This is a genomic window from Solicola gregarius (assembly GCF_025790165.1).
GTDB classification, from domain to species: domain Bacteria; phylum Actinomycetota; class Actinomycetes; order Propionibacteriales; family Nocardioidaceae; genus Solicola; species Solicola gregarius.
The window spans coordinates 3989489-4013892 of sequence record NZ_CP094970.1 but is presented as its reverse complement, the minus strand read 5'-3'; the positions used below and the strand labels follow the sequence as shown (position 1 = coordinate 4013892).

20 protein-coding genes are annotated in these 24404 nt (G+C 68.7%); 10 read left to right on the top strand and 10 right to left on the bottom strand.

Going from position 1 to position 24404, the window contains the following annotated elements; all coding sequences use genetic code 11:
- Positions 1-6 precede the first annotated feature (6 nt).
- Genes dhaK through dhaM form a run of 3 tightly spaced genes read left to right on the top strand, consistent with a single transcriptional unit; the run spans position 7 to position 2036 of the window.
- Complete coding sequence (gene dhaK, locus L0C25_RS19590; RefSeq protein WP_271633463.1) at positions 7-1002, top strand: dihydroxyacetone kinase subunit DhaK; 996 nt, start codon at positions 7-9, stop codon at positions 1000-1002.
- 3 nt (positions 1003-1005) lie between these two features.
- A complete protein-coding gene (gene dhaL / locus L0C25_RS19585) occupies positions 1006-1626 on the top strand; it encodes a dihydroxyacetone kinase subunit DhaL (RefSeq protein ID WP_271633462.1) in 621 nt (206 codons plus the stop codon).
- Positions 1623-2036, top strand: a complete 414-nt coding sequence (gene dhaM / locus L0C25_RS19580) for a dihydroxyacetone kinase phosphoryl donor subunit DhaM (protein WP_271633461.1) — start codon at positions 1623-1625, stop codon at positions 2034-2036. The genes dhaL and dhaM overlap by 4 nt, the downstream gene beginning before the upstream one ends.
- Before the next feature lie 70 nt (positions 2037-2106).
- On the opposite strand, the gene L0C25_RS19575 is transcribed toward dhaM, so the two are convergent.
- Positions 2107-3366: an MFS transporter gene (locus L0C25_RS19575; protein ID WP_271633460.1), complete on the bottom strand. Its 1260-nt coding sequence runs from the start codon at positions 3364-3366 to the stop codon at positions 2107-2109.
- A 59-nt stretch (positions 3367-3425) separates the two neighbouring features.
- Here L0C25_RS19575 and L0C25_RS19570 point away from each other — a divergent pair, with 59 nt between their 5' ends.
- From L0C25_RS19570 to L0C25_RS19560, 3 genes are all read left to right on the top strand, one after another.
- A complete protein-coding gene (locus L0C25_RS19570; RefSeq protein WP_271633459.1) occupies positions 3426-3968 on the top strand; it encodes a MarR family winged helix-turn-helix transcriptional regulator in 543 nt (180 codons plus the stop codon).
- Between the two features lie 64 nt (positions 3969-4032).
- The gene (locus tag L0C25_RS19565; RefSeq protein WP_271633458.1) at positions 4033-4881 is read left to right on the top strand and encodes a hypothetical protein; all 849 of its coding nucleotides are present in this window, start codon (positions 4033-4035) and stop codon (positions 4879-4881) included.
- Positions 4882-5004: 123 nt separating this feature from the next.
- Positions 5005-6822, top strand: coding sequence for a glycerophosphodiester phosphodiesterase family protein (locus L0C25_RS19560; protein ID WP_271633457.1), 1818 nt, complete (start codon positions 5005-5007; stop codon positions 6820-6822).
- A gap of 18 nt (positions 6823-6840) precedes the next feature.
- Here the strand turns inward: L0C25_RS19560 and L0C25_RS19555 are convergent, their stop codons facing one another.
- Both L0C25_RS19555 and L0C25_RS19550 read right to left on the bottom strand, forming a co-directional pair.
- Entirely contained in the window at positions 6841-7785 is a 945-nt protein-coding gene (locus tag L0C25_RS19555; protein ID WP_271633456.1) for an endonuclease/exonuclease/phosphatase family protein, read from the bottom strand.
- A gap of 112 nt (positions 7786-7897) precedes the next feature.
- On the bottom strand, positions 7898-9310 hold the full coding sequence (locus tag L0C25_RS19550; RefSeq protein WP_271633455.1) for an HNH endonuclease signature motif containing protein: 1413 nt from the start codon (positions 9308-9310) through the stop codon (positions 7898-7900).
- A 480-nt stretch (positions 9311-9790) separates the two neighbouring features.
- On the opposite strand from L0C25_RS19550, the gene L0C25_RS19545 reads away from it, so the two are divergent.
- Entirely contained in the window at positions 9791-10267 is a 477-nt protein-coding gene (locus tag L0C25_RS19545) for a YdeI/OmpD-associated family protein (RefSeq protein ID WP_271633454.1), read from the top strand.
- Positions 10268-10325: 58 nt separating this feature from the next.
- On the opposite strand, the gene L0C25_RS19540 is transcribed toward L0C25_RS19545, so the two are convergent.
- From L0C25_RS19540 to L0C25_RS19520, 5 genes are all read right to left on the bottom strand, one after another.
- The gene (locus L0C25_RS19540) at positions 10326-11231 is read right to left on the bottom strand and encodes a ribokinase (protein ID WP_271633453.1); all 906 of its coding nucleotides are present in this window, start codon (positions 11229-11231) and stop codon (positions 10326-10328) included.
- 103 nt (positions 11232-11334) lie between these two features.
- Entirely contained in the window at positions 11335-12462 is a 1128-nt protein-coding gene (locus L0C25_RS19535; protein ID WP_271633452.1) for an alpha/beta fold hydrolase, read from the bottom strand.
- A gap of 99 nt (positions 12463-12561) precedes the next feature.
- Positions 12562-13122: a hypothetical protein gene (locus L0C25_RS19530; protein WP_271633451.1), complete on the bottom strand. Its 561-nt coding sequence runs from the start codon at positions 13120-13122 to the stop codon at positions 12562-12564.
- 231 nt (positions 13123-13353) lie between these two features.
- Positions 13354-14157: a class I SAM-dependent methyltransferase gene (locus L0C25_RS19525; RefSeq protein ID WP_271633450.1), complete on the bottom strand. Its 804-nt coding sequence runs from the start codon at positions 14155-14157 to the stop codon at positions 13354-13356.
- Complete coding sequence (locus tag L0C25_RS19520; protein WP_271633449.1) at positions 14154-14960, bottom strand: class I SAM-dependent methyltransferase; 807 nt, start codon at positions 14958-14960, stop codon at positions 14154-14156. Before L0C25_RS19520 ends, L0C25_RS19525 begins: the two co-directional genes overlap by 4 nt.
- A gap of 224 nt (positions 14961-15184) precedes the next feature.
- On the opposite strand from L0C25_RS19520, the gene L0C25_RS19515 reads away from it, so the two are divergent.
- The gene (locus L0C25_RS19515) at positions 15185-17767 is read left to right on the top strand and encodes a M14 family zinc carboxypeptidase (protein ID WP_271633448.1); all 2583 of its coding nucleotides are present in this window, start codon (positions 15185-15187) and stop codon (positions 17765-17767) included.
- Between the two features lie 93 nt (positions 17768-17860).
- On the opposite strand, the gene L0C25_RS19510 is transcribed toward L0C25_RS19515, so the two are convergent.
- Complete coding sequence (locus L0C25_RS19510) at positions 17861-19183, bottom strand: hypothetical protein (RefSeq protein WP_271633447.1); 1323 nt, start codon at positions 19181-19183, stop codon at positions 17861-17863.
- Positions 19184-19320: 137 nt separating this feature from the next.
- On the opposite strand from L0C25_RS19510, the gene L0C25_RS19505 reads away from it, so the two are divergent.
- Together L0C25_RS19505 and L0C25_RS19500 are read left to right on the top strand one after the other, a co-directional pair.
- Positions 19321-20340, top strand: coding sequence for an ATP-binding cassette domain-containing protein (locus tag L0C25_RS19505; protein ID WP_271633446.1), 1020 nt, complete (start codon positions 19321-19323; stop codon positions 20338-20340).
- Complete coding sequence (locus tag L0C25_RS19500; protein WP_271633445.1) at positions 20337-21197, top strand: ABC transporter permease; 861 nt, start codon at positions 20337-20339, stop codon at positions 21195-21197. The genes L0C25_RS19505 and L0C25_RS19500 overlap by 4 nt, the downstream gene beginning before the upstream one ends.
- Before the next feature lie 82 nt (positions 21198-21279).
- Here L0C25_RS19500 and L0C25_RS19495 read toward each other — a convergent pair whose 3' ends face one another.
- Positions 21280-24369 (bottom strand): ATP-binding protein, encoded by a 3090-nt coding sequence (locus L0C25_RS19495; protein ID WP_271633444.1) that lies wholly within the window; start codon positions 24367-24369, stop codon positions 21280-21282.
- Positions 24370-24404 lie beyond the last annotated feature (35 nt).

The following is a 24404-nucleotide window of genomic DNA, read 5'->3' as shown; positions in this document are numbered from 1 at the left end:
GCGTACATGAAGAAGCTGATCAACGATCCCGCCGATGTCGTCGCCGAGTCGCTGCGTGGAGTCGAGGCGGCACATCGCGACCACGTACGTGTCGACCACGACAACCGCATCGTGTACCGCCGGGACACCCCGCGTGCGGGCAAGGTCGGTCTCGTATCGGGCGGTGGGTCCGGTCACGAGCCCATGCATGGTGGCTTCGTCGGAGTCGGCATGCTCGATGCCGCGTGTGCCGGCGAGGTGTTCACGTCGCCCGTACCGGACCAGATGATGGCCGCGACAGAGACCGTCGACGGCGGCGCAGGGGTTCTGCACATCGTCAAGAACTACACCGGCGACGTGATGAACTTCGACATGGCCGCCGAGCTGGCCGGCGATGTCGAGGTGCGCTCGGTGGTGACGAACGACGACGTCGCGGTGCAGGACTCGACGTTCACGGCCGGCCGCCGCGGAGTCGGCGCGACCGTACTGCTCGAGAAGATCGTCGGTGCGGCCGCCGAGGAGGGACGCACTCTCGACGACGTGCACGCGCTCGCCGTACGTGTCAACGAGTCGGCGCGCAGCATGGGCGTCGCCCTCACGTCGTGCACGGTGCCGAGCGCCGGGAAGCCGACGTTCGAGCTCGCCGACGACGAGATCGAGGTCGGCATCGGAATCCACGGTGAGCCCGGCCGTGAGCGCAAGCCATTGGCACCCGCGCGTGACGTCGCCGCGATGCTCGTCGAGCCCGTACTGGCCGACCTCCCCCACCAGCGCGGCGACTCGGTCATCGCGTTCGTGAACGGCATGGGCGGCACGCCGTTGATCGAGCAGTACCTGATGTTCAACGAGGTCACGAAGCTGCTCGACCAGGCCGGCCTCACGATCGCGCGGTCGCTCGTCGGCAGCTACATGACGTCGTTGGAGATGGCCGGATGCTCGGTCACCCTGCTGCGGTGCGACGACGAGCTCGTACGCCTGTGGGACGCACCGGTCAATACGCCCGGGCTGCGCTGGGGCGCGTAGACGATGCCCGCGACGCTCTCGGACCTCGACGCGTGGCTGCGTCGGTACGCCGCGACGATCCACGACCAGGTCGCGTATCTCACCGAGCTCGACGCCGCGGTCGGCGACGCCGATCACGGCACGAACATGGATCGTGGCATGCAGAAGGTCGTCGGCGTACTCGACTCCGAGTCGTTCGAGGCCGCCGACGCCCTGTTCAAGAAGGTGGGCATGACGTTGGTCAGTGCCGTCGGCGGCGCGAGCGGACCGCTCTACGGAACCTTCTTCCTCCGCGTGGGCACCGGGATCGGCACGGTCAGCGAAGTCGATGCCGAGACACTCGGCGCGGGGCTACGCGCGGGCGTCGAGGGCGTCCTGGCCCGCGGCAAGGCGGAGCTCGGCGACAAGACGATGTACGACGCATGGGCGCCCGCCCTCGAGGCGTACGACGGCGCCGAAGGCGACATCGGCGACCGGCTCACTGCCGCGGCGGACGCGGCGGCGCAGGCACGAGACGACACCGCCGGCCTCGTCGCGCGCAAGGGCCGGGCGAGCTACCTGGGCGAGCGCAGCGCGGGGCATGTCGATCCGGGCGCTGCCAGCACCGTGATGCTGCTCGAGGCCGCGCGGGACACGCTCTCATGAGCGTCGGGATCGTGGTCGTCTCGCACAGTAGGCCGCTCGCGGAGGCCGCAGTAGCGCTGGCCGCACAGATGGTGCACGGCGAGCTGCCGCCCATCGAGATCGCGGCAGGTGCGGAAGATGGTTCGCTCGGCACGGACGCGACCGCGGTCCATGCCGCGATCGAGTCGCTGGCCGGCGCCGACGGGATCCTCGTACTGCTCGATCTCGGTAGCGCCGTGATGAGTGCCGAGACCGCCTATGAACTGCTCGACCCCGATCTCGCCGCGCGCGTCACGCTGTCGAGCGCCCCGCTCGTCGAAGGGCTGTTCGGCGCAGTCGTACGCGCGTCGACCGGCGGCAACCTCGCGACGGTCGCCGCCGAGGCCGCCCGCGGGCTACTGCCGAAACAGGTCCACCTGGACACGGCCTAGCGACAGGCGTCGCTCCCGCACCGCGGAGTCGGCGGTACGGAAGCGACGGGTCGATGGGCACGCGTACGGCTCAGCCCGGCTGGGCCTCGGGAACGCGCGCGGCCGGTTCCGGCTCCCGACGCTGCAACCCGCGTACGGCCGGTGAGAACAGCGCGACAGCGACGCTGACCGCCATCACGGTAGCCACCACGCCCAGCCAGGTACGAAGACCGAAGTACGCCGCGACGGGTCCCGTGAGTGCCAGGCCGAGGGGTCGAGCGACGAACGAACCTGCCATGTCGAACGCGTAGACCCGCGACAGCATGTGCTCGGCGATGTTCTGCTGGATCGACAGATCCAGGCCGACACTGAAGATCTCGAGCCCGAACCCGTGCGCGAAGGCACAGACCGCGATGACCGCCATCGAGTCGCTCACCGCCATGGCCGCGGGAAATGCCGCTGTCAGTCCGAGCAGGCACACCCCGACATACAGCGGACGACGCGGTCGCCACGCGAGTGTGACGACTCCTCCGACCAGGAATCCGGACATCATCGCGGCGAGCGTGAACCCCCAAGCCGGCCGGCCGAGCTCGCCGCTCACCACGATCGGGCCGAGCACGTCCTGAGCGCCGCCGTAGAAGAGGTGGTACGTAAAGGCCTGTGCGGTGAGCAACCAGAGCCAGGTATGCCGAAAGACCTCCTTCAGTCCGGCCCGCATCTCGATGAGCAGTGACTGCGTAGCCGCGACAGCGATACTCGGCACGCGGATCCGCGTATAGCACAAGGCACCGAGACCGAACGTGATCGCGTCCACCGCGAGCGCCCAACCAGGCCCCACCCACGCAACGAGTACGCCGGCGAAGCCGTACGCGACGATCTGGGCGGTGTTGTTCAGCGTCCGGCGGAAGGCGACCGCGACCTGGAGGCAGGTCTCCGGGATCGTCTGCTTGGTGATCGCCATCGAGCTCGGCCCGTTGAGCGCACCGAGCGCACCGTTGAGCATGCCGAGGAGGCCGAGCAGCGGAATCGTCGCCCAGCCGCCGATCAGCGAGACCGCGGCGATCGCCTGGGTCGCCGCGGCGAGCGCCGCCGTACCCACCATCAGGAACTGACGCGGGAGCCGATCGCCGAGCACGCCGCCGAACAAGACGGTGACGACGTCGGCGAGGGCGTACAACGCGACGACCGTGCCCAGATCGCCCGCGTCACCGCCGAGATCGATCACGCCGAAGGCGAGTGCGACGGGCGCGATGCCGTTGCCGAACCGAGTGATCGCACCGCCCAGCACGAGCCAGCGGTACGCCGAGCTTGCTAACGCATCGCGCACGCCGGATCGATGAGGTGAAGACACCTGGCAACGGTACTTCGCTATCGAATTATTTGTCAACGAATTACCTGTAGCCTGAGTGTATGTCTACCGAACCTCGTACCCCGACACCCGCCGAGGATGACGCCGATCGGCATGTCGCACACTGGCGGGACCACTGGATCGACATCGAGTTCGACGACACCGTCGAAGCGATCGTCGAGCGGATGGGCCGGATCATGCGCTACCTGAAACACGCCGGGCGCGGGTCTGTTGCCGAGCTCGGCCTCGAGTGGTTCGAGTACGACACCCTGCACAACCTGATGATCCGCGACACCCCCGGCGTCGCATCGCCGAGCGAGCTCGCCACCAAGTCGGGTGTCTCCCCCGCCGGTATGACCGGTCGCCTCGATACGCTCGAGAAGGCCGGGTACGTACGCCGCCGCACGGTCGAAGGCGATCGCCGCCGGGTCGAGGTCGAGGCGACCGCGAAGGGCATCAAGAGCTGGCGGAAGGCGATGACGCTCCGCGGCAACACCGAAGTCGAGCTGATGGGGGCGCTCGACGAGGCCGAGCGCCTACAGCTCAGTGACCTGCTCCGCAGGCTCACCCTCGCGATCGAGTCGGAGGGCCGTTCAGCGCCGTAGCCGCCCGATGCGTTCTGCGCGTCCCACCTACAGTGAGCAGCGAACCCCTGCTCTCTGGAGGACGATGACTCACCACGACCCACTGCAGAAGGCCGACTTCGGCGCGATCTACGACCAGCCCGACCCGCGCGCGTACTTCTCGACGCTGCAACCGTTCGGATACGTGATTCCCCAGTACGGTGCGGACGCGTTCACCCGCCTGCTCTCCGTACTGCCCATCCGCGACGTTTCGCCGACCGTGCTGGATGTATGCAGCTCGTACGGCATCGTCGGCACCCTGCTACGTTCCGACCTGCGCCTCAGCGACCTGTACGCGCATTACACCGATCCGACAACCTCCGCGCAGTCGCCGCAGACCTTGCGCGAGGCCGATCGCAAGCTGATCGCCGAGCGCGCCAAGGGCGCCGCACCACGCGTCGTCGGACTCGACGTCGCACCGAACGCCGTTGCGTACGGAGTCGAGATCGGCGCGATCGACGCCGGCGTCACCGACAACCTCGAGACCGATGATCCGTCGGGTCGACTCACCGAGCTGCTTGCCGGTGTCGACCTGATCACGACGACCGGCGGCGTCGGGTACGTCACCGAGCGCACGTTCGACCGGCTCCTGCGCAGCTGCCCCAAGGACGTGTGGGTCGCGGCGTTCTGCCTGCGTACGTACGACTACCACCCGATCGCCACGACGCTCGCCCGCCATGGGCTGCGTACCGAAAGGATGTCGCGAACGTTCCCGCAGCGCCGGTTCACCGACGAGGACGAACGTCAGTGGGCGATCTCGCGCGTACGCGAGCGTGGGCTGGACCCGGAGGGCAAGGAGGCCGACGGCTACTACCACGCCGACCTGTATCTCTCCCGACCGCTCGACGCCACCGAGACCCGCCACGTCGATGCACTACTCGCCGACGCCTTCTAGTGCCCTGCGTCGGCACAGTTGCTCAACCGGAGTTGGCCATCAGTCCGGCCGGCGTTCACCGTCGCGTACGTCTCCGCAACTTTGCTGGCAGTCGTCTCACCGACCAACGCAAGGAGCTCCACGATGTCCGCACGACGTCCAGCAGGCCTGGCTGCGGTGGCCCTCCTCCTATCGACCGCCGTCGCACTCGGACCCGCGACCAACATCCAGGCGGCGTCCGGTCGACCGGCCCCGGAGTTCGACCTCCAGGCGCACCGTGGCGGCGTCGCCCTCACCGTCGAGAGCACCGTGCCGGCGTTCGCTCGCGCACTGCGTACTGGCGTATCGACCCTCGAGCTCGACGTGCAGATCACCGAGGATCGCGAGGCGGTCGTCACCCATGACCGGGTCGTCAACTCCGCCAAGTGCCGAGACACCGCGCCTGCCCACCCCGGTGACCCCGCATTCCCGTACGTCGGCGACTACGTCAAGGACCTGACGCTCGAACAGGTTCGCACCCTCGACTGCGGCAGCCAGACCCTTTCGCAGTTCCCTGCCCAGGAGGCGGCGCCCGGCGCGAGGATGCCGACTCTCGCCGAAGTCTTCGAGCTGGTTGACACCTACGAAGCGCACGACGTGATGCTGAACGTCGAGACGAAGGTCGAGGCCGGGGCGCCGGAGGAGACCGCGCCGCGATCGCAGTTCGTACGCACGGTCGCCGACGAGGTCGACACGGCGGGGATGAGCGACCAGGTCACGATCCAGAGCTTCGACTGGGGCGCCCTGATGATGATGCGCGACGTCGCACCCGAGCTGCCGATCATCGCGCTCACCAATCGCGACTTCCTCCAGACCGGCGAACCGGGTGCGTCACCATGGCTCGGCGGTATCGACATCGACGACTTCGACGGTGATCTCGTCGCCGCGGTCGACAGCTTCGGCGCCGACGCCCTGTCGCCGGTGCAGGGCTTCCCGCAGGACGGCGCCATCGGAGACCCGGACTTCGAGCCGTACGTGACACGATCGATGGTGGAGGACAGCCATGACGCAGGAATGCCGGTCATTCCCTGGACCGTCAACGACCGCGACACGATGGAACACTTCACCCGGCTCGGAGTCGACGGCATCATCACCGACCGCCCCGGCGTACTGCGCGACGTGATGGCCCGCCGCGGGTTCGACCTGCCCGCCCAGTACCGAGACCCGTCCGCCGGACGGGTCGCGCCGCTGACGCAGGCGCACGCACACAACGACTACGAGCACGAGCGCCCGCTGAGCGACGCCTTGGCAGAGGGCTTCACGAGCGTCGAGGCCGGCGTGTGGCTGGTCGACGGGGAGTTGTTGGTCGCGCACGAGCGTGCGGACCTCGACCCGAAACGTACCCTCGAGGCGCTGTACCTCGACCCGCTCGAGCAGCGCGTGCGCGACAACGACGGAGCCGTCTACCCGGGCTGGGAGGACTCGATGCAGTTGCTCGTCGACCTCAAGAGCGACGGGCCGAAGACGTACCGGCTGCTGCACCGCCAGCTCCGCGAGCACCGCGACCTCCTCACGCAGTTCGCGCCGCGCGTACGCGATGGCGCGGTCGAGGTGGTCGTCAGCGGGAACCGCCCACTCGACCTGATGCGCGAGCAGCGTCGGCGGTGGGCAGGGTACGACGGCCGGCTCGGCGACCTCGGCTCGGACCTCAGCCCGAGCCTGATGCCGCTCGTCAGCGACAACTGGGCGAACCACTTCTCATGGACCGGTGAAGGTCCCATGCCACCGGCAGAGCAGGCGAAGCTGCGATCGCTCGTGCGCCGCGCCCACTCGGCCGGCTATCGGCTGCGGTTCTGGGGTACCCCGGATGCCCGCGGGAGCGCGCGTACGACGATGTGGTCGGTGCTGTCGGACAGCGGCGTGGACCATCTGAACACCGACGATCTCGTCGGGCTGTCGCGGTTCCTCACCGTGCGGCAGTAGGCGTGACGCTCTCGGCCCTCACCAGCGCAGCACGGCGTAGACCGCGTTGTGGTCGGAGCGTCGCTTCGGCACCAGGCGGTTCCATCGCTTGCGCTCCGCACGCTTGCTGGTCACTCGCTTCTCGCCCTTGTCCCGGTAGCGAGCTCCCTTCACGACGTGGAGGCCGCCGCCCACGTACACGTGGTCGATGGGCTTGCCCGCACTGGGCCGATACGGGATCTTGGGCACATCCGCGGGCTTGAGCGTGTTGGTACGTTTGCGCTTCGGCGTCGCGTCGGTCAGCCCTCCGACCGTCTTCGCGAAGGTGGAGCGAAAGAGCCGCGCGTTCGGTTCACCCGGGAGGATGTTGAAGTCACCCGCGAACACCGTGCGCGTACCGAGTGGAAGCTGCTCGCCGAGCCCTCGCTTCAGCCGGCGGATCTCCTTCGCCTGCTCCGGCTTGTCGGATCGCGATGCGAAGTGCACGTCGACGACGGTGACCTTGTTCCGCGGATGCGCCTTGCTCGCGAACTGCGCCCATGGAAACGCCTTCTCCTCGTCAGCTGCGCCTGCGACGTTCACGTAGCCGTCGTTGATTCGGGTCAGTGCCGCGGTGTTGTAGAGGATCCAGCGACCGTCGCGTTTGGATGCGATCCGATAGCCGGGAAACGCCTTGGTCAGCTTGTCGCCGTCGACGCCGACGACACGCCAGTCGGTCTCCTGCAAGACGACCACGTCGGCGCGCTTCTTGCCGCCGTCGCGATTGACGGCGTGCTTCCAGATCTTGGCCAGGCGCTTGCCGGATGCGCCCAGCCGGTACGCCTTCCGGCACGCGTCGTTCATGCACGTGTTGTACGTGAGCACGCTCACGCGATCGGCCGCCCTCGCACCGCCGTCTGCCTGCGCGGCGCCGGGCGCAGCCAGCAATGTCAGCGCCGTTGCCGCCGCAGCCGCGGCCGCGAACGGCTTTCCCAGTAGGACCATCAGTTGTCTCGCAATCTGTCGGCCCCCTCCGCAGCGCACCATATCGGACAGTTGCGACCCGCCGAAGGGTGCGGGCGATGCCCCGCCGCGGTGGTGCTGTCGCGACGGGGATTCAGGCGGCGTCCCGTTTTCGGCGGTTACGGACGGTCGGTGTGGTGCGGCCGGGGAGCTTCGTCGTGGTGCCGCCGGTGACGAGGTACGACCGTCCGGCGGGTGATTGCCAGAGCCAGATCCCGGGTGCGGGTGATTGCACGGTCCAGGCGGTGAAGGTCTTTGCGCGGTGGTGATACCTACATAGTCGGTGGCCGTTTCTCGAGTCGGTCGGTCCGCCGTCGGCGTGGTTGATGATGTGGTCGTAGTCGGCGACCCGGGCAGGTCGGTTGCAGTGGGGGAAGTTGCAGATACTCGCGTTGGCCAGCGCGAGCTGTTCCTTGAGCCGTGGTGGTGCGACATACCCGGTGGCGGAGATGGTGGTCTCGAGGTCGATGACGGGTTTGACGGTGACGTGGGAGTGGCCGAGGATCTCGAGCGCTTCGGAGCGGGTGATGGCGCCGACGTCTTCGATCGACCAGGTGCCCCAGCACCGGTCGAAATGGACGTACAGAACGGTGTGCCGCGAGCCGGAGCGGCGGGCCCGAGTTGCCCGTTCGGGCGACCCGCCGTCACCGGGCTGGTCGGCCGACTGGTCGGCCGGCTCCGGGTCCGGCTTCGGCGCGGTGTCGCTGGTCTTGTCGGTCTGGTCGGCGCGGGCTGCCTGGACCTGGTGGTAGAGGTCGTCGAGGGAGTCGGGTTCGTCGAGCATGCCGAGGGCGACGGAGCGGAGGATGTCGTGAGGGCGGTTGTCGCCGAGGAACCGCAAGGATTCGACGATCTGGTCGAGGCGCTGATCGAGCCTCTTGCCGTCGTCCAGCGACAGGGTGCCGGAGATGCGGGCAACCCCGTCGTCGGGCCAGATCGACACACTCCGCCGAGCACTGTTCTCGTTGCGTTGGTGTTCGGGGTCGTCGGGGTCTTCGGTGATGCGGATCTGGTCGAGGATCTGCTGGACCCGCCCCATGCCGACCCGCGCGATCAACGGCGTCCCATCGACGTTCGCAGCTGCGAGTCGTCGGTCGGCGTCGGCGGCCTGGGCGATCGTGAATCGTCGGGTCTTGCGGGCGACTTTCCGGATCCGCCACGCATCGACAGAACCTTGGTGGAGGCAGGCGAACAGTTGCGGAAGGCGGTAGGTGAGGTCCAGGGCGTCGGCGATCAGGTCCCGCCCACCAGACGCACTGAGCCCGAGCGCGGGGCCGACCTCACACGCGGCGTACTCCGACACCGACGGGGTGCCCGACCCGCCGTAACGGGTCCACTCGTTGACACCACCGGCCCGCGCGAGCGGCGTGTCTGCGGTGTCGGCGAGGTAGCCGAGGAGGGCGTCGTACTGGGCGGCCTCGGACTTGGCGATCCGACGCCGCGCATCCAGCGCGATGTCGAGCCCGTCCTCGGACCCGAGATCATCGGTGAGTGTGGCCGCCCTCATAGAACATATTCTGCCACCCGCCACCGACAGAACAGGATGCCCAGAGGCCTTATCCACAAGGGATTTCAAGAAAAGTTCGAGAAAGTTCTAGGCAGGATGGACGGTGCGAAGAGAATCTGCGTTTGGGTGCGGATAGCGACCCAAACGCAGATTCCTTCCTCGCCACCGGCCGGGCCGGCAACCGAAGCGCACGGAAACGAAGAAGGTAGAAGCGAAATGGTGGGGAGAGCCGACCGGCGACCCGAGCCCACCGGAGACGGATCCTCGTCGCCGCCATGCGGTCTGCACGGAAGCGCACGGGAAACGGTGAAGGCGGAGGCCCAGCGCAGGGAACGATGAAGGCGGAAGCCCAGCGCACGGAAGGTGAAGGCCGGAACCCCAGCGAACGGCAACCCGCACGACGGAACCTGGCCGTGCCGATGAGTCCTCCGTCTCCTGCTCGTCTGTTGTAATACGACGGCGCATACACAGGGAGTGACCATGACCGAAGGAAGCGAACCACCGACAGCCCGATTCCGGGTGAAGCTCGAGCAATCGGGGAAGACCGCGACGGGCTTCGTCGTGCCGGACGACGCCGTCGAGGCGCTCGGCAACGGCAAGCGGCCGCCCGTCGTGGTCGAGATCAACGGGCACACGTACCGCAACACGGTTGCAGTGATGGGCGGACGTTACATGGTCGGCGTCAGCGCCGAGAACCGCGCGGCCTCCGGTGCCGCGGCGGGTGACGAGGTCGACGTGACGCTGACCCTCGACACCCGGCCCCGAGAGGTGACCGTGCCGGCCGATCTCGCGGCCGCGCTCGCCGAGAACCCGACGGCCCAGGCGTTCTTCGACACCCTCTCGTACAGCATCAAGCGATGGCACGTGGAGTCGATCGAGGGAGCCAAGACCGCGGCCACCCGAGAGCGTCGGATCTCCAAGTCGGTTGCGATGTTGGCGGAGCACCGCAAGCGCTAGCAGGCCCAACGGCGAGGCCGGATCCCGCGCCGCGAGGGAGTTCGGGCAGCACCGGCCGTCATCGTGACCCGGCAAGCCGCTCGATCTCAGCGCGGTCCGGCATCGAAGGAGATGCGCCTACCCGCTGCACGGACAGGGCGGCCGCACAGGTCGCCCAGTGCGTCGCCGCACGCAGGTCTTGCCCCTCGGCGAGCGCAACGGCCAAGCAGCCGGCGAACGTGTCACCGGCCGCCGTCGTGTCGACGGCCCGTACCGGCAACGCCGGCTCCTCCACGACCTCGTCGGCGCCCGCGGCCACGCACAGACTGCCGCGCTCCCCCAACGTGACGACGACAACCCCGACGCCCATGACGACCAGTGCTTGCGCCGCCGCGCGCGGCTCCGCCACACCGGACAGCTCGGCCGACTCGTGCTCGTTGAGCACCAGCACGTCGGCGAGCGCGACTTGGTCGGCGGACAGCGGCACCACCGGAGCCGGCGTGAGTACGACGCGCACGCCCGCACCATGGGCGTACCGAGCCGCCTCGACCACGGCGCGGATCGGTAGCTCGAGCTGCAGCAGAACCGTGTCGCAACCGGCGAGCGCCGCGCGATGGGCATCGGTCAGCGACCGCACCTCTGCATTCGCACCGGGCACGACGACGATCGAGTTGTCGCCGTTCTCGTCGACGGTGATATGCGCCGTGCCACTCGGGCCGGGTTTCGTCGCGAGCCCCGACGTATCAACGCCGCCACGGTTGAGGACCGACCGGATGGCCAGACCGCCATCGTCATCGCCGACCGCTCCGACCATCCGTACGTCGGCGCCCGCGCGGGCCGCGGCGAGCGCCTGGTTCGCCCCCTTGCCGCCGACGACCTTCTCGTACGAGCGGCCGGTGATCGTCTCACCGAGCCGCGGGGCGCTGCGTACCCGCACGACATGGTCCAGGTTCGCGCTTCCGAACACCCCGATCGTCGGGCGCATGCAACTCCTTCAAGCGATCTCATAGTCGCCTCGACACCAATCGCCCTAGCCTGACATGTCCCGGGCCGTTGAGCCTGACATGTCCCGGGCGGTTGCCGCGTGATCACCGCCGACGACGAAGATGCATCCCGACCGCGGCCGTTCGCGCAGTGGGCCCCGTCAACTGCAGCTTGGCGTAGATGTTCGACATGTGGCGTTCGATCGTACGCACGCTCAGGCAGAGCCTCGACGCCATCGCCTCGTTCGACAGTCCGTACGAAGCCAGGTCGAGGATGGAGACCTCGCGGGCGCTCAAGGTCGCCAGCGGCTCGGCCTTCGGCCCGAGCTTCGCCGGAGGCGTGGAGATGAAGTCGGCGATTGCATGGATACTGTCATGCGACCGATGCGCATGCGGCCAATGTTCGGGAAAGACGTGTCCCCCACCGCCGTACGCGATCAGCCGCGCGTGAGGCATCTCGGCCGTCATCCGGCAGGCCTCGGAGAAGCTGGCCATCATGTCGTCTCGCGTGTGTACGACGACCGCGGGAGCGATCACCCGGGGAAGAAGCGCCGACACGTCGACCTGGAGCCGGCTCAGGTACGACACCGCGAACGCCTCACCGGACGTCAGGATGGGCTGGTGGTCGTCGAACCACGCGACAGTCTCAGCGGTGGCCCCGGGGATCAGACCCGTGCTGAGTGTGTGTCGAACCCGCGCGCCCTTCGCCCATCCGACTCGGATCAGTCGAGCGAACGCCTCCGCCTCGCGGGCCGCGGCCACACCGAACGCCGGCCCACGGGCGTAGGTCGAGGCCAGGATCAGGTGGCTCACGCGGTCCGGGTGGCGTGCGGCGTACGCGATCGCAAGCGGGCCACCGAACGACGCCCCGAAGAGCGCGAACCGGTCGAGACCCGCCGCGTCGACGACGGCCTCCAGGTCCTTGACTCGCGTACGCAGGCTGAAGTCGTGGTCGGAGCCTTGGGAAAGTCCATCGCCACGCTCGTCGTAGCGAAGGTACGCCCACCGGGCCTTGAAGGCGTCCAGGACCGGGGCGAACACGGGATGCCCCGGGTCGTACTCGAGATTGCCCATGAATCCGCACGTCGTGACCATCGGGTAACCCGAGCCGGCCATCGCGAAGGCGAGTCGGGCACCGTCGGGCGCCCGGCAGAATCGGATCTCCTGCGGCCAGGGAGGGACGTGGCTTCCCGTCGAGACGTCTGCCTGGTGCAGGGTGCCCTGCACGGCCATGCTTCACGATAGGCGCCGCAGCGGCTCGATTCAGCCGATTGCGGAGATCGTGCCGGCAGCCGACCGGTTCGTGCGCGGCCGGGCTGCCGAGCCCTCCGATCAGTAGGACGTGATGGTGAACGGATGCTCGACCGCCATGCCGTTGATGTCGCGCATCGCGACCTCGAACTGGCCGCCTCCCCGCCAGTTGACGCTCACGACGTTGACGCTCGAGGTCGGTGTCACCTGGGCCGTGTAGGACGTCGACCCGTAGAAGCGCACGTAGTAGTCGCCAACGCCCAGTCGCTTCACCTTCACCGGCTGGTCGGCACAGTTCTGGGTTCGGCGGATCCAGGTCGAGGAGGAGGTGTATGACTCCGGCGTCGAGCTCGTCGGCGTCACGTACGCGTAGCCGTTCACCACCCCGTCCTTGCACTGGCCGGACAGGTCCAGGCTCGATTCGCGTACGTCCGAGCCGGTGAGGGTGTTGGCGCGCACCTTCGCACCGGTTACCGCCGATCCCGCGATGTCGGCCTTGTGTACCTCTCCGTTGATGATGTCCGCCGACCCCACCTTGTTGCGTCCCGGAAGCGGGCCGTTGTCGGCCGACGCGGTCGCGGCGATGCCAAGGGTGAGGATGGCGCTGTAGACGGCGACGTGTGCCCAGGTTCGAGCTCTCATGGTGACTCCTCGTCAGAAACGGGTTCGTCCTCTGACCGTAGGAAGTCTCGTTGCGCTCAGCATCGGTGTCGGCACGTAACCTCCGACGTACGCGGCGGCGTCGCGCGATCAACGTACGTGTCGGCCGCCAACGTCGCTCTCGATGTGTGACACAACTGCTGATTCTGGGGTCGCGAAATGACCGTTACGGCACGAACCTCGCCAACCCGCCGATCATCGTGATCTCGAGGTTCACGGGCCGGGCTTGCGCCCGGAGAAGTAGGTGAGCGGCATCGCCCACGAGACGAACGCCGGGTCCAGGGAGAGCTCGTAGAACCGCGCCAGGTCGGCCTCGGTGACGCCCGCGTCGAGGACGAGCGGCTGCACCTGCCGCACATAGTTGGCGTTGAGCATGCCTCCGGCCATCCCACCCGACGTCAGCGCCCGGTGCTTGAGGCCGCGTACGTCGACGAGCCCGGCGTCGACGAGACGGCCACCGAGACCGTTGACCCACTCATAGTCGATGCCACCGCCACGCCCGACGACGTTGATGGTCGTGTCGACAACACGGTTGAAGACTGCCACATCGGCGACGTTCGGCGCGGACACGACCTCGTCCGGGTGCGTTCCGTACTCCTGTGCCTCACCGATCACGATCCAGCCACCAGGTGCGAGACCGTCGACGAGCATCGACAGCAGCTCGACGCGACGCGACAGGTGCATCAGTACGAGCCGCGCGTGGATCAGGTCGAAGGGCCCACCTTCCGGTACGCCGTCGTTGATGTCGTGCTGTCGGACCACGAGGTTCCCGACACCCACGAGGTGATCGGGAGCGATGTCGACCGCGGTGACTCGGCCCGTCGGTCCGACGTGTTCCGCGAGCCAGCGCGCCGTCGAACCCGCACCGGAGCCGACGTCGAGACAGCGGCTCCCCGGGCCGATCTCGACGTCGGCGAGGACCCGCCTCGTCGGCTGGTCGTACAGCACCTCGAGGTACGCGAGTTGGCGCCGGCCGAGCGTGTTGTCGGACCCGAGAATGTACTCCGTCTGAGTCATCGCTGCTCCCCCGTTCCGGATGCCTTGCGGCCGCTGGCGTACACCAGCTCGTAGAAGGTGACACACATCTGCGGGTCGGTCATCAGCTCGACGAACCGCGCGATCTCCTCGTCACCGACGCCCACGCCGCGTAACGGCTCCGCCAGCTGCAGGATGTAGCTACGGAGCACCAGACACCCCGGCGTACCGCCACGGCAGGTACGCGAGACCCGGGTCTCCTCGACGTCGAGGAGACCCGCACCTCGCAGGTGGTCCGCAAGCTGCTCTCCCCACTGCACGGACATCCCGACCCTCGGCGCGAGCACCGTCATGCCGATCGTGATGATCCGGTCGAACAGCGCCGCGTCCTCGTCGCTGGGTGCGGCGAGAGCACGCGGCAGCCGCTCGCCGAGGTCGCCGAGGACCAGCCATCCGTCCTGCGCGAGACCGTCGACGAGCATCGCCAACACCTCGACGCGACGCGACAGGTGCATCAGTACGAGCCGACCATGGATCAGTTCGTACGGCCCCCCGGCCGGCACACCGTCGTTGATGTCGTGGCGTACGACCGTCACGCCGGGCGCATCGCTGACCTGCTCGGGCTCGATCTCGGCCGCGACGACCCTGCTGCCCGCTCCGCCGTACCGCGCGAGCATCGCGGCAACCGATCCGGTTCCTGCGCCGATCTCGAGGCGGCGAAGGCCCCGACCGGCTCCGGCCCGTTCAAGGCACGCCTCCGTCGCGTGGTCATACAGCTCCGCCAGATACCTGACCTGCTGATGCCCGAGATCGGATGCGGTGTCGAAGACGTACTCGGTGTTCATCTGATCATCCCGTTCGGCCCATTGCTTGCACCGACGATGGTGGTCGTCATCGCTGTCAACCAACTGCCGAAACGCTGTCGGCCCTTCGCGATCGCCGGCATTGACGCCCCGTCGGCCGTGGCGTTACGTTGCTCGGGCTCGGACGTCCACTCGTGGGCTCTCGTGGGTTCGGCCATAGGTAAACGATTTTCGGCCCGTCGATCGGGCCCGAACGAGAGGGAACCATGGGTCGGATCAGAATCGGTGTGGCCACGATGGCGCTGCTCGCCGGAGGTGGTGTCGTCGCCGCTGGTACAACGCCCGGTGCGGCAGATCCACCGAGCGGTGACGCTGCGCGGAAGGCCGCCTGCGGCGTACTCACCACGACGCCGAGGTATGCGGGCGATGTGCCGAGCCCGCAGGAGTCACTCGGCTTCGAGCTGGGCAGCCATCAGACGACCGTGCGCCAGCTGTACAAGTACATGAACGTGATCGACCGCTCCAGCGACAAGGTCGTGAGCGGCACCGCCGGCCGCACTGCCACCGGCACCCCGCTCAAGTACGCCCTGCTCAGTACGAAGGGCAACGTCAAGCCCGCCCGGCTTCGCAAGATCGCGAGCGACGCAGCGAAACTGCGCGATCCGAGCCTGCCGCGGGGCCAGGCGAAGGCGATCCAGAAGCGGATGCCGGCGATCCTCTGGCTCACGGGCAATGTGCACGGCGACGAGGCCGCCGCGGGCGACGCGGGACTGCAGATCATGTACGAGCTCGCCGATCGCACCGACTGCGTGGCGAAGCGCATCACCGACAACGCCCTGGTCGGGTTCATCCCGAGCCAGAACCCCGACGGTCGCACCGCCGATACGCGGGAGAACAGCTACGCGTTCGACATGAACCGGGACTGGTTCTCGCAGACCCAGCCCGAGACGAACGCCAAGCTCGACCTGCTCCGGAAATACCCACCGCAGCTGTTCATCGACGAGCACGGCATGGGCGGCGACGGGTACTTCTTCCCGCCGAACACCGACCCGACCTACCACGAGACCAGCAGCCAGTCGGTCGGCTGGATCAACAACCTGTACGGCGCCGCGAACGCCGCGTCGTTCACGGCCGAGGGCCTCGACTTCGAGACGTACGAGTCCGGATACGACCTGTTCTTCCAGGGGTACGGCGACAGCGTGCCGACGACGCAGTTCGGCGCGGCAGGGATGACGTTCGAGGTCGGTCAGGACGCGGCGTACCCCGACCAGACGTACAAGCACTACCTCTCCGGCATCTCGTCGCTGTACGCAGGTGCGACGCACCGTAAGAGCATCGTCACCGACTGGCACAAGGGCTACGTGCAGGCCGAGCGGCAGGGCAGGCAGTGCCGCCTGGAACCGAACGAGGTCTACAACCCCGGCAACACGGTCCAGCAGCCGGTGCCGAGCATGCGCGTCTGCGGATACTTCCTGTCCAGCGGCACGGTCGCCAAGAAGCGCGACCTCGCCGTCGTCGTGCAGCGCCTGCAGGACGCCGGGGTCAAGGTCTACCGCCTCACCAAACCGGTACACGTCTCCGACTTCACCGAGTACGGGCGTACACCCGACGACGCCACCATGCAGCGCGGCACGTACTGGATCCCGATGGACCAGGCCGAGAAGCACTGGGTGCAGGCGATGCTGAACGAGAACACGTACGTGCCGTTCCCGTACTTCTACGACGTGAGCGGCTGGAGCATGGCTCTGCTATCGAACCTCGAAGGCGGGTACACCGGCACGAAGGTGCAGCAGTCCGCGCTCGCTCCGCTCCCCCGGCAGAAGGTGGGGCCGATGCCGCTGCCGCAGAAGCTGCCCGAGGTGGGCGTTCTGAGTCGCGACTCGAGCCCGTTCCGGCCGTCGCAGAGCGCCGGCTGGCTGCGTTGGCGCCTCGACCGTGACTGGGAGGTTCCGAACGTCGACGTACGACCGTCGCAGGTTTCGGAGTCGACGCTGTCGGGGCTCGACACGCTCATCGTGCCCGACACCGACGCCGAGCGGATGGCCGACCTGATCGGTGCGGAGGGTGCGGACGCCCTACGTACGTGGGTCGACCAGGGCGGTCACCTGATCGGCTGGCAGGGCGGGACGGAGCTCGCGGCCCAGCTCGGGCTCTCCACCGCGGTGCTGACGGAGCCCACCGGGCAGGCACCGGGCACCTTGTTCCGGACGAACGTCTCGGGCAACTCACCGCTCACGAAGGGCGTTGGTTCCGACGACTGGGTGATGTACGACTCCGACCCGCTGATGGCGGCGGGCGATCCCGCGGACGTCGTCGCTGCCTACCCCGCCGCCGACTCCGACGACTGGTACGTATCGGGCTACCAGGAGGGCGCCGAGGAGCTCGGCGAGACCGCGTTCGAGGTCAGCGAGCCCGTCGGCAGCGGTGATGTCACCGTCTTCGCGTCGGACCCGAACTTCCGGGCGTTCTCCGACGGCACGGCGCGGCTGCTCTACAACGCGATCCTCACCTCACGCGGTACGCAGGCACGGCAGGCCGACCTGGCGCCGCGTGCCGAGTCGAACGCACGGGCGGCGGACGTCGAGCGAGCCCGCGGCGCGGCGAGCAGGCTGGACCGGGTGTACGACCCCGCGGTCGCGGTGCGGGTCGCCGACGCAGACGTCGCGGCGGCGACGGATGTGCTGCGCGGACACGGTGCCGACGTACGCGTCGCCCGCTCGGGTGACACGGCGACGGTCTACGTACCCGCCGGCAGGCGCGCATCGGCGGACCCGGCCGGCTGGGTACGCGACCTTCCGGCCGCGCTCGAGGACGCCGGCGTGGAGCCGCTCTCGATCGACACGCCGTAGTCGTCCCACCGCCCGCTGGGCACGACGTTCGGGCGGGACACACCCGCGTGTCCCCGTCGAACGTCGGGCCCAGCGGGGGGCGACGCGATTGACCTACGCGGCCGCCGACTTCGCGTCCGCGGTCTCGGCGAAGCCGAGGCACAGCGAGCGGAACGGCTCCGCCAAGCAGGCCGCGACGTCGCGCCACAGCGGGCCAGAGTCCGGCGGCGTCGCGTGCTCGCGCACTCCGTCGACGATGGGCGGATGCCAGAGGTTGCTGGCGGCGTTGACGGCGGCGACCTCCAGCCCCCCGTCGACGTGTCCGCCGCTGTTCAGCCGGGCGAACAGCAGGGCCGCCTCGCAGGTCATGACGCCGGTCGCCACGTCGTCCGCGACGCCGTGCTCGCGCAACTCGACCAGCCGGCCCGGCTCGTCGCCATGTGGCGGCTCGTCGTCGCACTCGAGCTCGGGGAGGGCGGCCTCCAACCTGCGCACCTGGTCGTCGACGGTCGTGACCCGGCCGTCGACCATTCCGGCCGCCGCGTAGTCGCCGGGGTCGAGCAGGGTGTCCGACCACAGCCACGTACGTAGGCGCATACCAGGCGCGGGCGGCATCCGGCCGTCCGTGACGGCGTCGCCCATGCACGCGAAGACCTCGTCCTCGTCGACCTTCTCGCATTGCAGGAGGCGTACGAGGCGCCGGGCGGTCTCCGGATCGACGGCCATCGGACGGTGTACGAACACCCAGCCGGGATGCGCCACGACCGGAGCGACCCGGCCGAGCAGCAGCACATCGCGTCCGACGCCGTTCGCCGCACCCAGGTGCAGCACGTCGTACGTGTCGCCGGTGACGACGTCGCGTACGCGCAGGACGTCGTTGCGCAGGTCCACCTGCTCGAGGACCGACCAACGTCGCACCGACCACTCGCGTAGCCGGGGAGCCCGTTCGAGCAACGGCGGCTCCGCGCGTACGTCGAGGAAGTCGGCGAGCCCGCCGAGTTCGAACAGCGCCTGCTGATGGGCGATCGCGTCGTACGCGGCGATCAGCTGGAAGCGGCGGACGATGTCTTCCGGCGATGTACCCGGCGGCGGTGGCTCGTGCGTTGCGACGACCGCCCACGCGGCCGACTCGATGCGGTGGTCCTGGCGCTCGAGCATCCACCCGAGGGCCGTGTCGCACGCCCAACGCGCCACCAGCCAGTCGGGTACGTCGCCGCCGAGACGGTCGAGGAAGCCCAGCTCCTGCGCCTCGATCGCCTCCGGCGGGCAGCCACCCCGACGAAGCGCGGCCAACGCACCCGCCGCGTCGCCGCGGGCCGCCGCCGCCGTCTGCTCCTGAACAGCGATGGCGGCGGCAGCGAGCGCTCGTCCCTCGGTCCGACGACGCCGCCGTCCCCGATGCCGTTTCGAACCGTTGTCTTGTCTGCGTGAACTCATGGCGCCCAAGGCTGTCGGCGACCCGGCGCCACGTACAGCGACCACTCGCCGGCTGTGGACAACGCTGTGGGCGGCGCGAAGCCGCGTGAAACCCGAGTGAAGGCGGTGTGAAACCGGGCGCCCGCAGGATTATCGGCATGAGCACAGACATCATGACTTCAGCCCGGGCCATCCGCCCGGCAACCCGCACCGCGGTGCGTACGGAGGGGCTCGTCAAGACGTTCGGGGGCCAGCGTGCCGTCGACGGGATCGACCTCGAGGTACGTACCGGCGAGGTGTTCGGCGTCCTGGGACCCAATGGCGCCGGCAAGACCACCATGCTCTCGATGCTGGCAACGCTGCTGCGCATCGACGGGGGGCATGCCGAGGTGTTTGGCGTTGACGTGCAGAAGGAGCCGCACGTCATTCGCCAACTCCTCGGCGTGACAGGTCAGTACGCGTCGGTCGACGAGGACCTGACGGCGACGGAGAACCTCTGGCTCTTCGGCCGGCTGCAGGGCCTGCGGTCGGCGACCGCCAGGAGTACGGCAGCAGACCTGCTGGAGCAGTTCGACCTGCAGGACGCCGCGAAGAAGCCGATCTCGCAGTTCTCCGGCGGCATGCGCCGCCGGCTCGATCTGGCGGCGAGCCTGATCACCCGCCCGCCGCTGATCTTCCTCGACGAGCCGACGACCGGACTCGACCCGCGTACCCGTGGCCAGATGTGGGACACCATCCGCGATCTCGTCAAGGACGGCTGCACGGTGCTGCTCACGTCGCAGTACCTCGACGAGGCCGACCAGCTCGCGGACCGGATCGCGGTCATCGACCGCGGCAAGAAGGTCGCCGAGGGCACCTCCGACGAGCTCAAGTCGTCGGTCGGAGTGTCCACGCTCCAGCTGGTTCTCACCGACGTGACCGACATCCCGGTCGCGAGCGGTGTCGTACGCGAGGTACTCGACGTCGAACCCGTTCCCAGCCCGGAGCGCGCCCGGCTCAACGTGGCCATGGAGGCCGCAGACCAGGCCGGCGACGTCCTCATCGCGCTGCGCTCGGCGAACGTCTCCATCGCATCGGTGAGCGTACAGAAGCCCAGCCTCGACGAGGTGTTCCTCGCGATCACCGGGCACGACGCCCAAGACCTGAATGAAACGCAGACCGAGGAGGTTGCGTCATGACCGAACTAATGACGAGCGAGGCCGGTCGCGGGGGTGTCGACCTCGCACCAGAATCACGTCTCGCCGATCCCGTCGCTGCGACGCGACGCCACATCTCGCTCGGAGAGACCATCAGCCAGACACTCGCGCTGGCCTGGCGGGCGACGAAGAAGATGCGCCGCAACCCGGAGCAGTTCTTCGACGTCACGATCCAGCCGCTGCTGTTCACCGCGATGTTCGCGTACATCTTCGGCGGCGCGATCAGCGGCGACGTTTCGAGCTACCTCCCGCTGATGGTGCCCGGCATCCTCGCGCAGACCGCCCTCACCACCTGTATGGCGACCGGCGTGCAGTTGCGCGAGGACATGGACAAGGGCGTCTTCGACCGGTTCAAGTCGCTGCCGATCGCCCGGATCTCGCCGCTCGCCGGCCCGATGGTGGCCGACCTGCTGCGTTACACGATCGCCGCATCGCTGACGTTCGCGGCCGGTATCGCGATGGGCTACCGGCCCGAAGGCGGGGTCATCGGCGTACTCGCGGCGATCCTGCTGGTCGTCGTCGCCGGCTGGTCACTCGCCTGGGCGTTCGCCTTCATCGGGACCATCGGACGGTCGGCGCAGAGCGTGCAGGGCATCTCGATGATGATCCTGTTCCCGCTGACCTTCCTGTCCAACGCGTTCGTACCGGCCGACACCCTGCCGGGCTGGCTGGAGGCGTTCGTGAACATCAACCCGGTCTCGCACGTCGTGACCGCGGTACGAGACCTTGCGAACGACGGGGCCGTCACCGCCGAGGTCGGCTGGGCACTGCTCGGCTGCGCGGCCGTGATCGCGATCTTCGCCCCGCTCTCGGTGAAGACGTACCAGCGCAAGATGTAAACGCTGGGACGTGAGGAACTCCCCGCCCACGCGCGGCTTCTGCACTGCGGAGGTCGCGTGGGGGCGGGGACTTTCGCGCGTCTCAGCGTGGTTCGGGCGTCAGGCGGGTGATGAGGTCACGGGCATCGGTCAGCAGCTCGCGGCCGCGACGGTCTCCGTACTCGTCGGCGAGCTCGTCAAGCATCCCGGGCGCGAACCGCTCCGCCGCAGCAACGGCGTTGTCCCACGACAGGGTCGGTACGCGACGGCTGTAGCCGAACCGCTCGGCGAGGACGCACAGTCGCACGGCGTCCTGCGGCGGCAAGGCCTTGCGGTGCAGCGCCCACATGCCGAGACCGAAGAACACCACTCCGAGCACCGGGTAGTCCAGGTGGCGACGACTCGGCCGTGCCGCGCGCCCCGCCTTCGCCAGCATCCTCCGCCAGAGGTCGCGCCCATCGTCACCCGTGCCATGCAGGGCGTACGCGGCGAGTGCCGACGCCTCGGCCGCGAGGATCCACGGCTCGAGACCCTCGAACTCCTCGCCCAGGATGGGGAGTCGGACGGCCTGCACTCGCTCGATACCCGCGTTGTACGCAGCGAGGCCGTCCTCGATGTCACCACGCAGCAGCAACAGCTCGGCTCGCCCCATGGCCAGGATCGCGCCGCTGCCGAATCCCGGGCGATGCTCGTCGAGCTCCTCGATCTCGACGAACAGCTGCTCGGCGTCGTCGAGCCGCCCCTGCAGCATCGCCTGGCAGGCGAGCACGGCTCGACTCTGGATGGCGTCGTCGATCGACTCGAGCCGGTCAAGCACCGGGATCGCCGCGCGTGCGTACTCGGCGGCCGCGTCGTACTCACCGAGCTGGCTGAGCATCTGGGCGAGGAACGTACGCAGGATCGCGCCGATCCACGGTCCGTCGTCGGGCCGCCACAAGGCCAGCGCACGCTTCGCGGCCGCGACCGACTCGACCGCGTGGCCGTCGTTCTCGAGGAAGTGGCTGTGGTACTGCAATGCCTGCATCGCGACGAACCCCTCGGGGCTCTCGGAGAGCTCCTCCATCCGTTTGACCGTTTCGTCGGGATCGGCAGGATCGAACGCGAGCGTCACTTTGCAGATGGCCCTTACGGCCGGGCGCTCGGAGTCCGATCCCAATCGAGCCAACAGGTCGCGCGCGATCTTGTGCGCCGACGGGACCGCGATCGCGGCGTTCGTGAGCGCGACGCTCAGGGCCACCCGGGCCTGGTCGACGAGCTCGTCCGGCGGCGTCCAGTCGTCCAGCGCTTCCTCGAGCGCTTCGAGGAGGGCGATGATCCGCCCGTGCTCGCCGACGATCGACCAGAACGACGCGGCAGTGGAGAACAGCACGACGACGGTCTCGGGGTCGGGCTCGGCGAGCGCCTGCCGGAGCAGGTCGGCCAGGTTGCCCTCCTCTGCCCGCAGCGCATCCATCGCAGCGACCTGCTCACTCCCCCAGAGGAGATCGAAGTAGCGGTCGGCGTACGCGCGCATCCACGCTCGCTGTGCGCGGCTCGCTTCGGCGTCCTCGCCCGCGTCGATGAGCTGCATCCGGCCGAACTCCCGTACGGTCTCGAGCATTCGGTATCGCACGCTGTGCCCGGAGTCGTGCACCGACAGCAGCGACTGCTCTACGAGGCTCTCCACGCTGTCCATCGCGGCGGGGCCGAGCACTGCCTCCGCGGCCTCGTACGTGAACCCGTCATGAAAGAGCGACAGCCACCGGAGAGCCCGGCGCTCGGGTTCGTCGAGCAGGTTCCAGGACCAGTCGATGACCGCCAGCAACGTCTGATGGCGGTCGGGCGCCGTTCGGTCGCCGCCGCGGAGGAGCGCGAATCGATTCTCGAGGCGCCGGGCGATGTCCTCGACTGACATGACCCGCACCTTGGCCGCCGCGAGCTCGATCGCGAGCGGCAGGCCGTCGAGCCGGATCACGATCTCGGTGACGGTCTCCGCGTCCAGCACGACGTTCGGCCGCGCGGCAACTGCGCGCTCCCGAAAGAGCTCCGAGGCGTCGCCACGCTGCAGCTCGCTCAGTGCGTACACCCGCTCCGCCGCGATGTTCAGCGGTGCCCGCGTCGTCGTCACGACATGGACGTTGCGGGTCGCCGCGACCAGGAACGCCACCAGATCGGCGACCGCATCGACCAGGTGCTCGCAGTTGTCGAGGATCAGCAGGCTCGGCGCCGCCGCCAGATGCTGCGCGATCCGCGATCGTACGTCTGCGCGCTGCTCGGGCGTGAGTGACTGACGCGCAATGACCGAATCGCGCACTCCGAGCACGGACCCGACCTCGCCGACGACGTCCTCCGGCGCCGTCACGCCCACCAGCTCGACGAAGTGGACCACCGGTTGCTCGGCGTCACGGCCGAGCACGTGCGCGAGGCGGGTCTTGCCCAGACCGCCGGCGCCGACGATGGAGACGACCCGCGATGACGCGATCAGGGCCCGAAGCGCCCGGATGTCGCCGTCCCGGCCGAGCAGCGTGGTGCCGTCGTACAGAACGCCGTCGCGTACGGGCCGATCCGCCGCCAGCAGCTCGCGATACACATCCTGGATCGCCGGACCCGGATCGGTGCCGAGACGATCGGCGAGCGCCGCGCGATACTGCTCGTACCGCTCGAGTGCGGCGGCGGGTCCGCGCACGGCCGCTTCGCTGTGCAGCAGGCAGGCGAGCACGTCTTCGTCGGCCGGGTTGGCCGCCGCCAGCTCCTCGAGTACCGGGAGGGCGGCCGCGTGGTCACCGCCGCGGCTCCGGGCCAGCGCGACGAGGGTACGAAGATCGTCGGCCGGACCGATCTCGAGCGCCCGTTGCGCGGTCACCAGAGCCTTGTCGAGCTGGCCCGACTCGTACGCCGCACGCGCCGCGGCACGAAGGTCGGCGTGCGTCAGCACGTCGACCTCGTCACGAGCGAGCCCGAGCCGGTACCCGGTCGCGGAGCGTTCGATCAGCCGGTGGTCGGTCGCCGAGCGAACCCGAGAGACCTGTACCTGCAGGGCCTTCGTGGGATTCGCGGGGGGCTCGTCGCCCCAGACGTCGTCGATCAGCGCATCGGACGAGCGACCGGCCGGGCCGGCGTCGACCAGCGCCCCGATCAGGGCGCGTGGGCGCTCACCGACGACGGGATCGCCACGCCAGCGGATGTCGTCGATCAGGGTAAGTGCAAACGGCACCCAACCAGCCTACGGCGCGTGCGCCGGGGAACCTC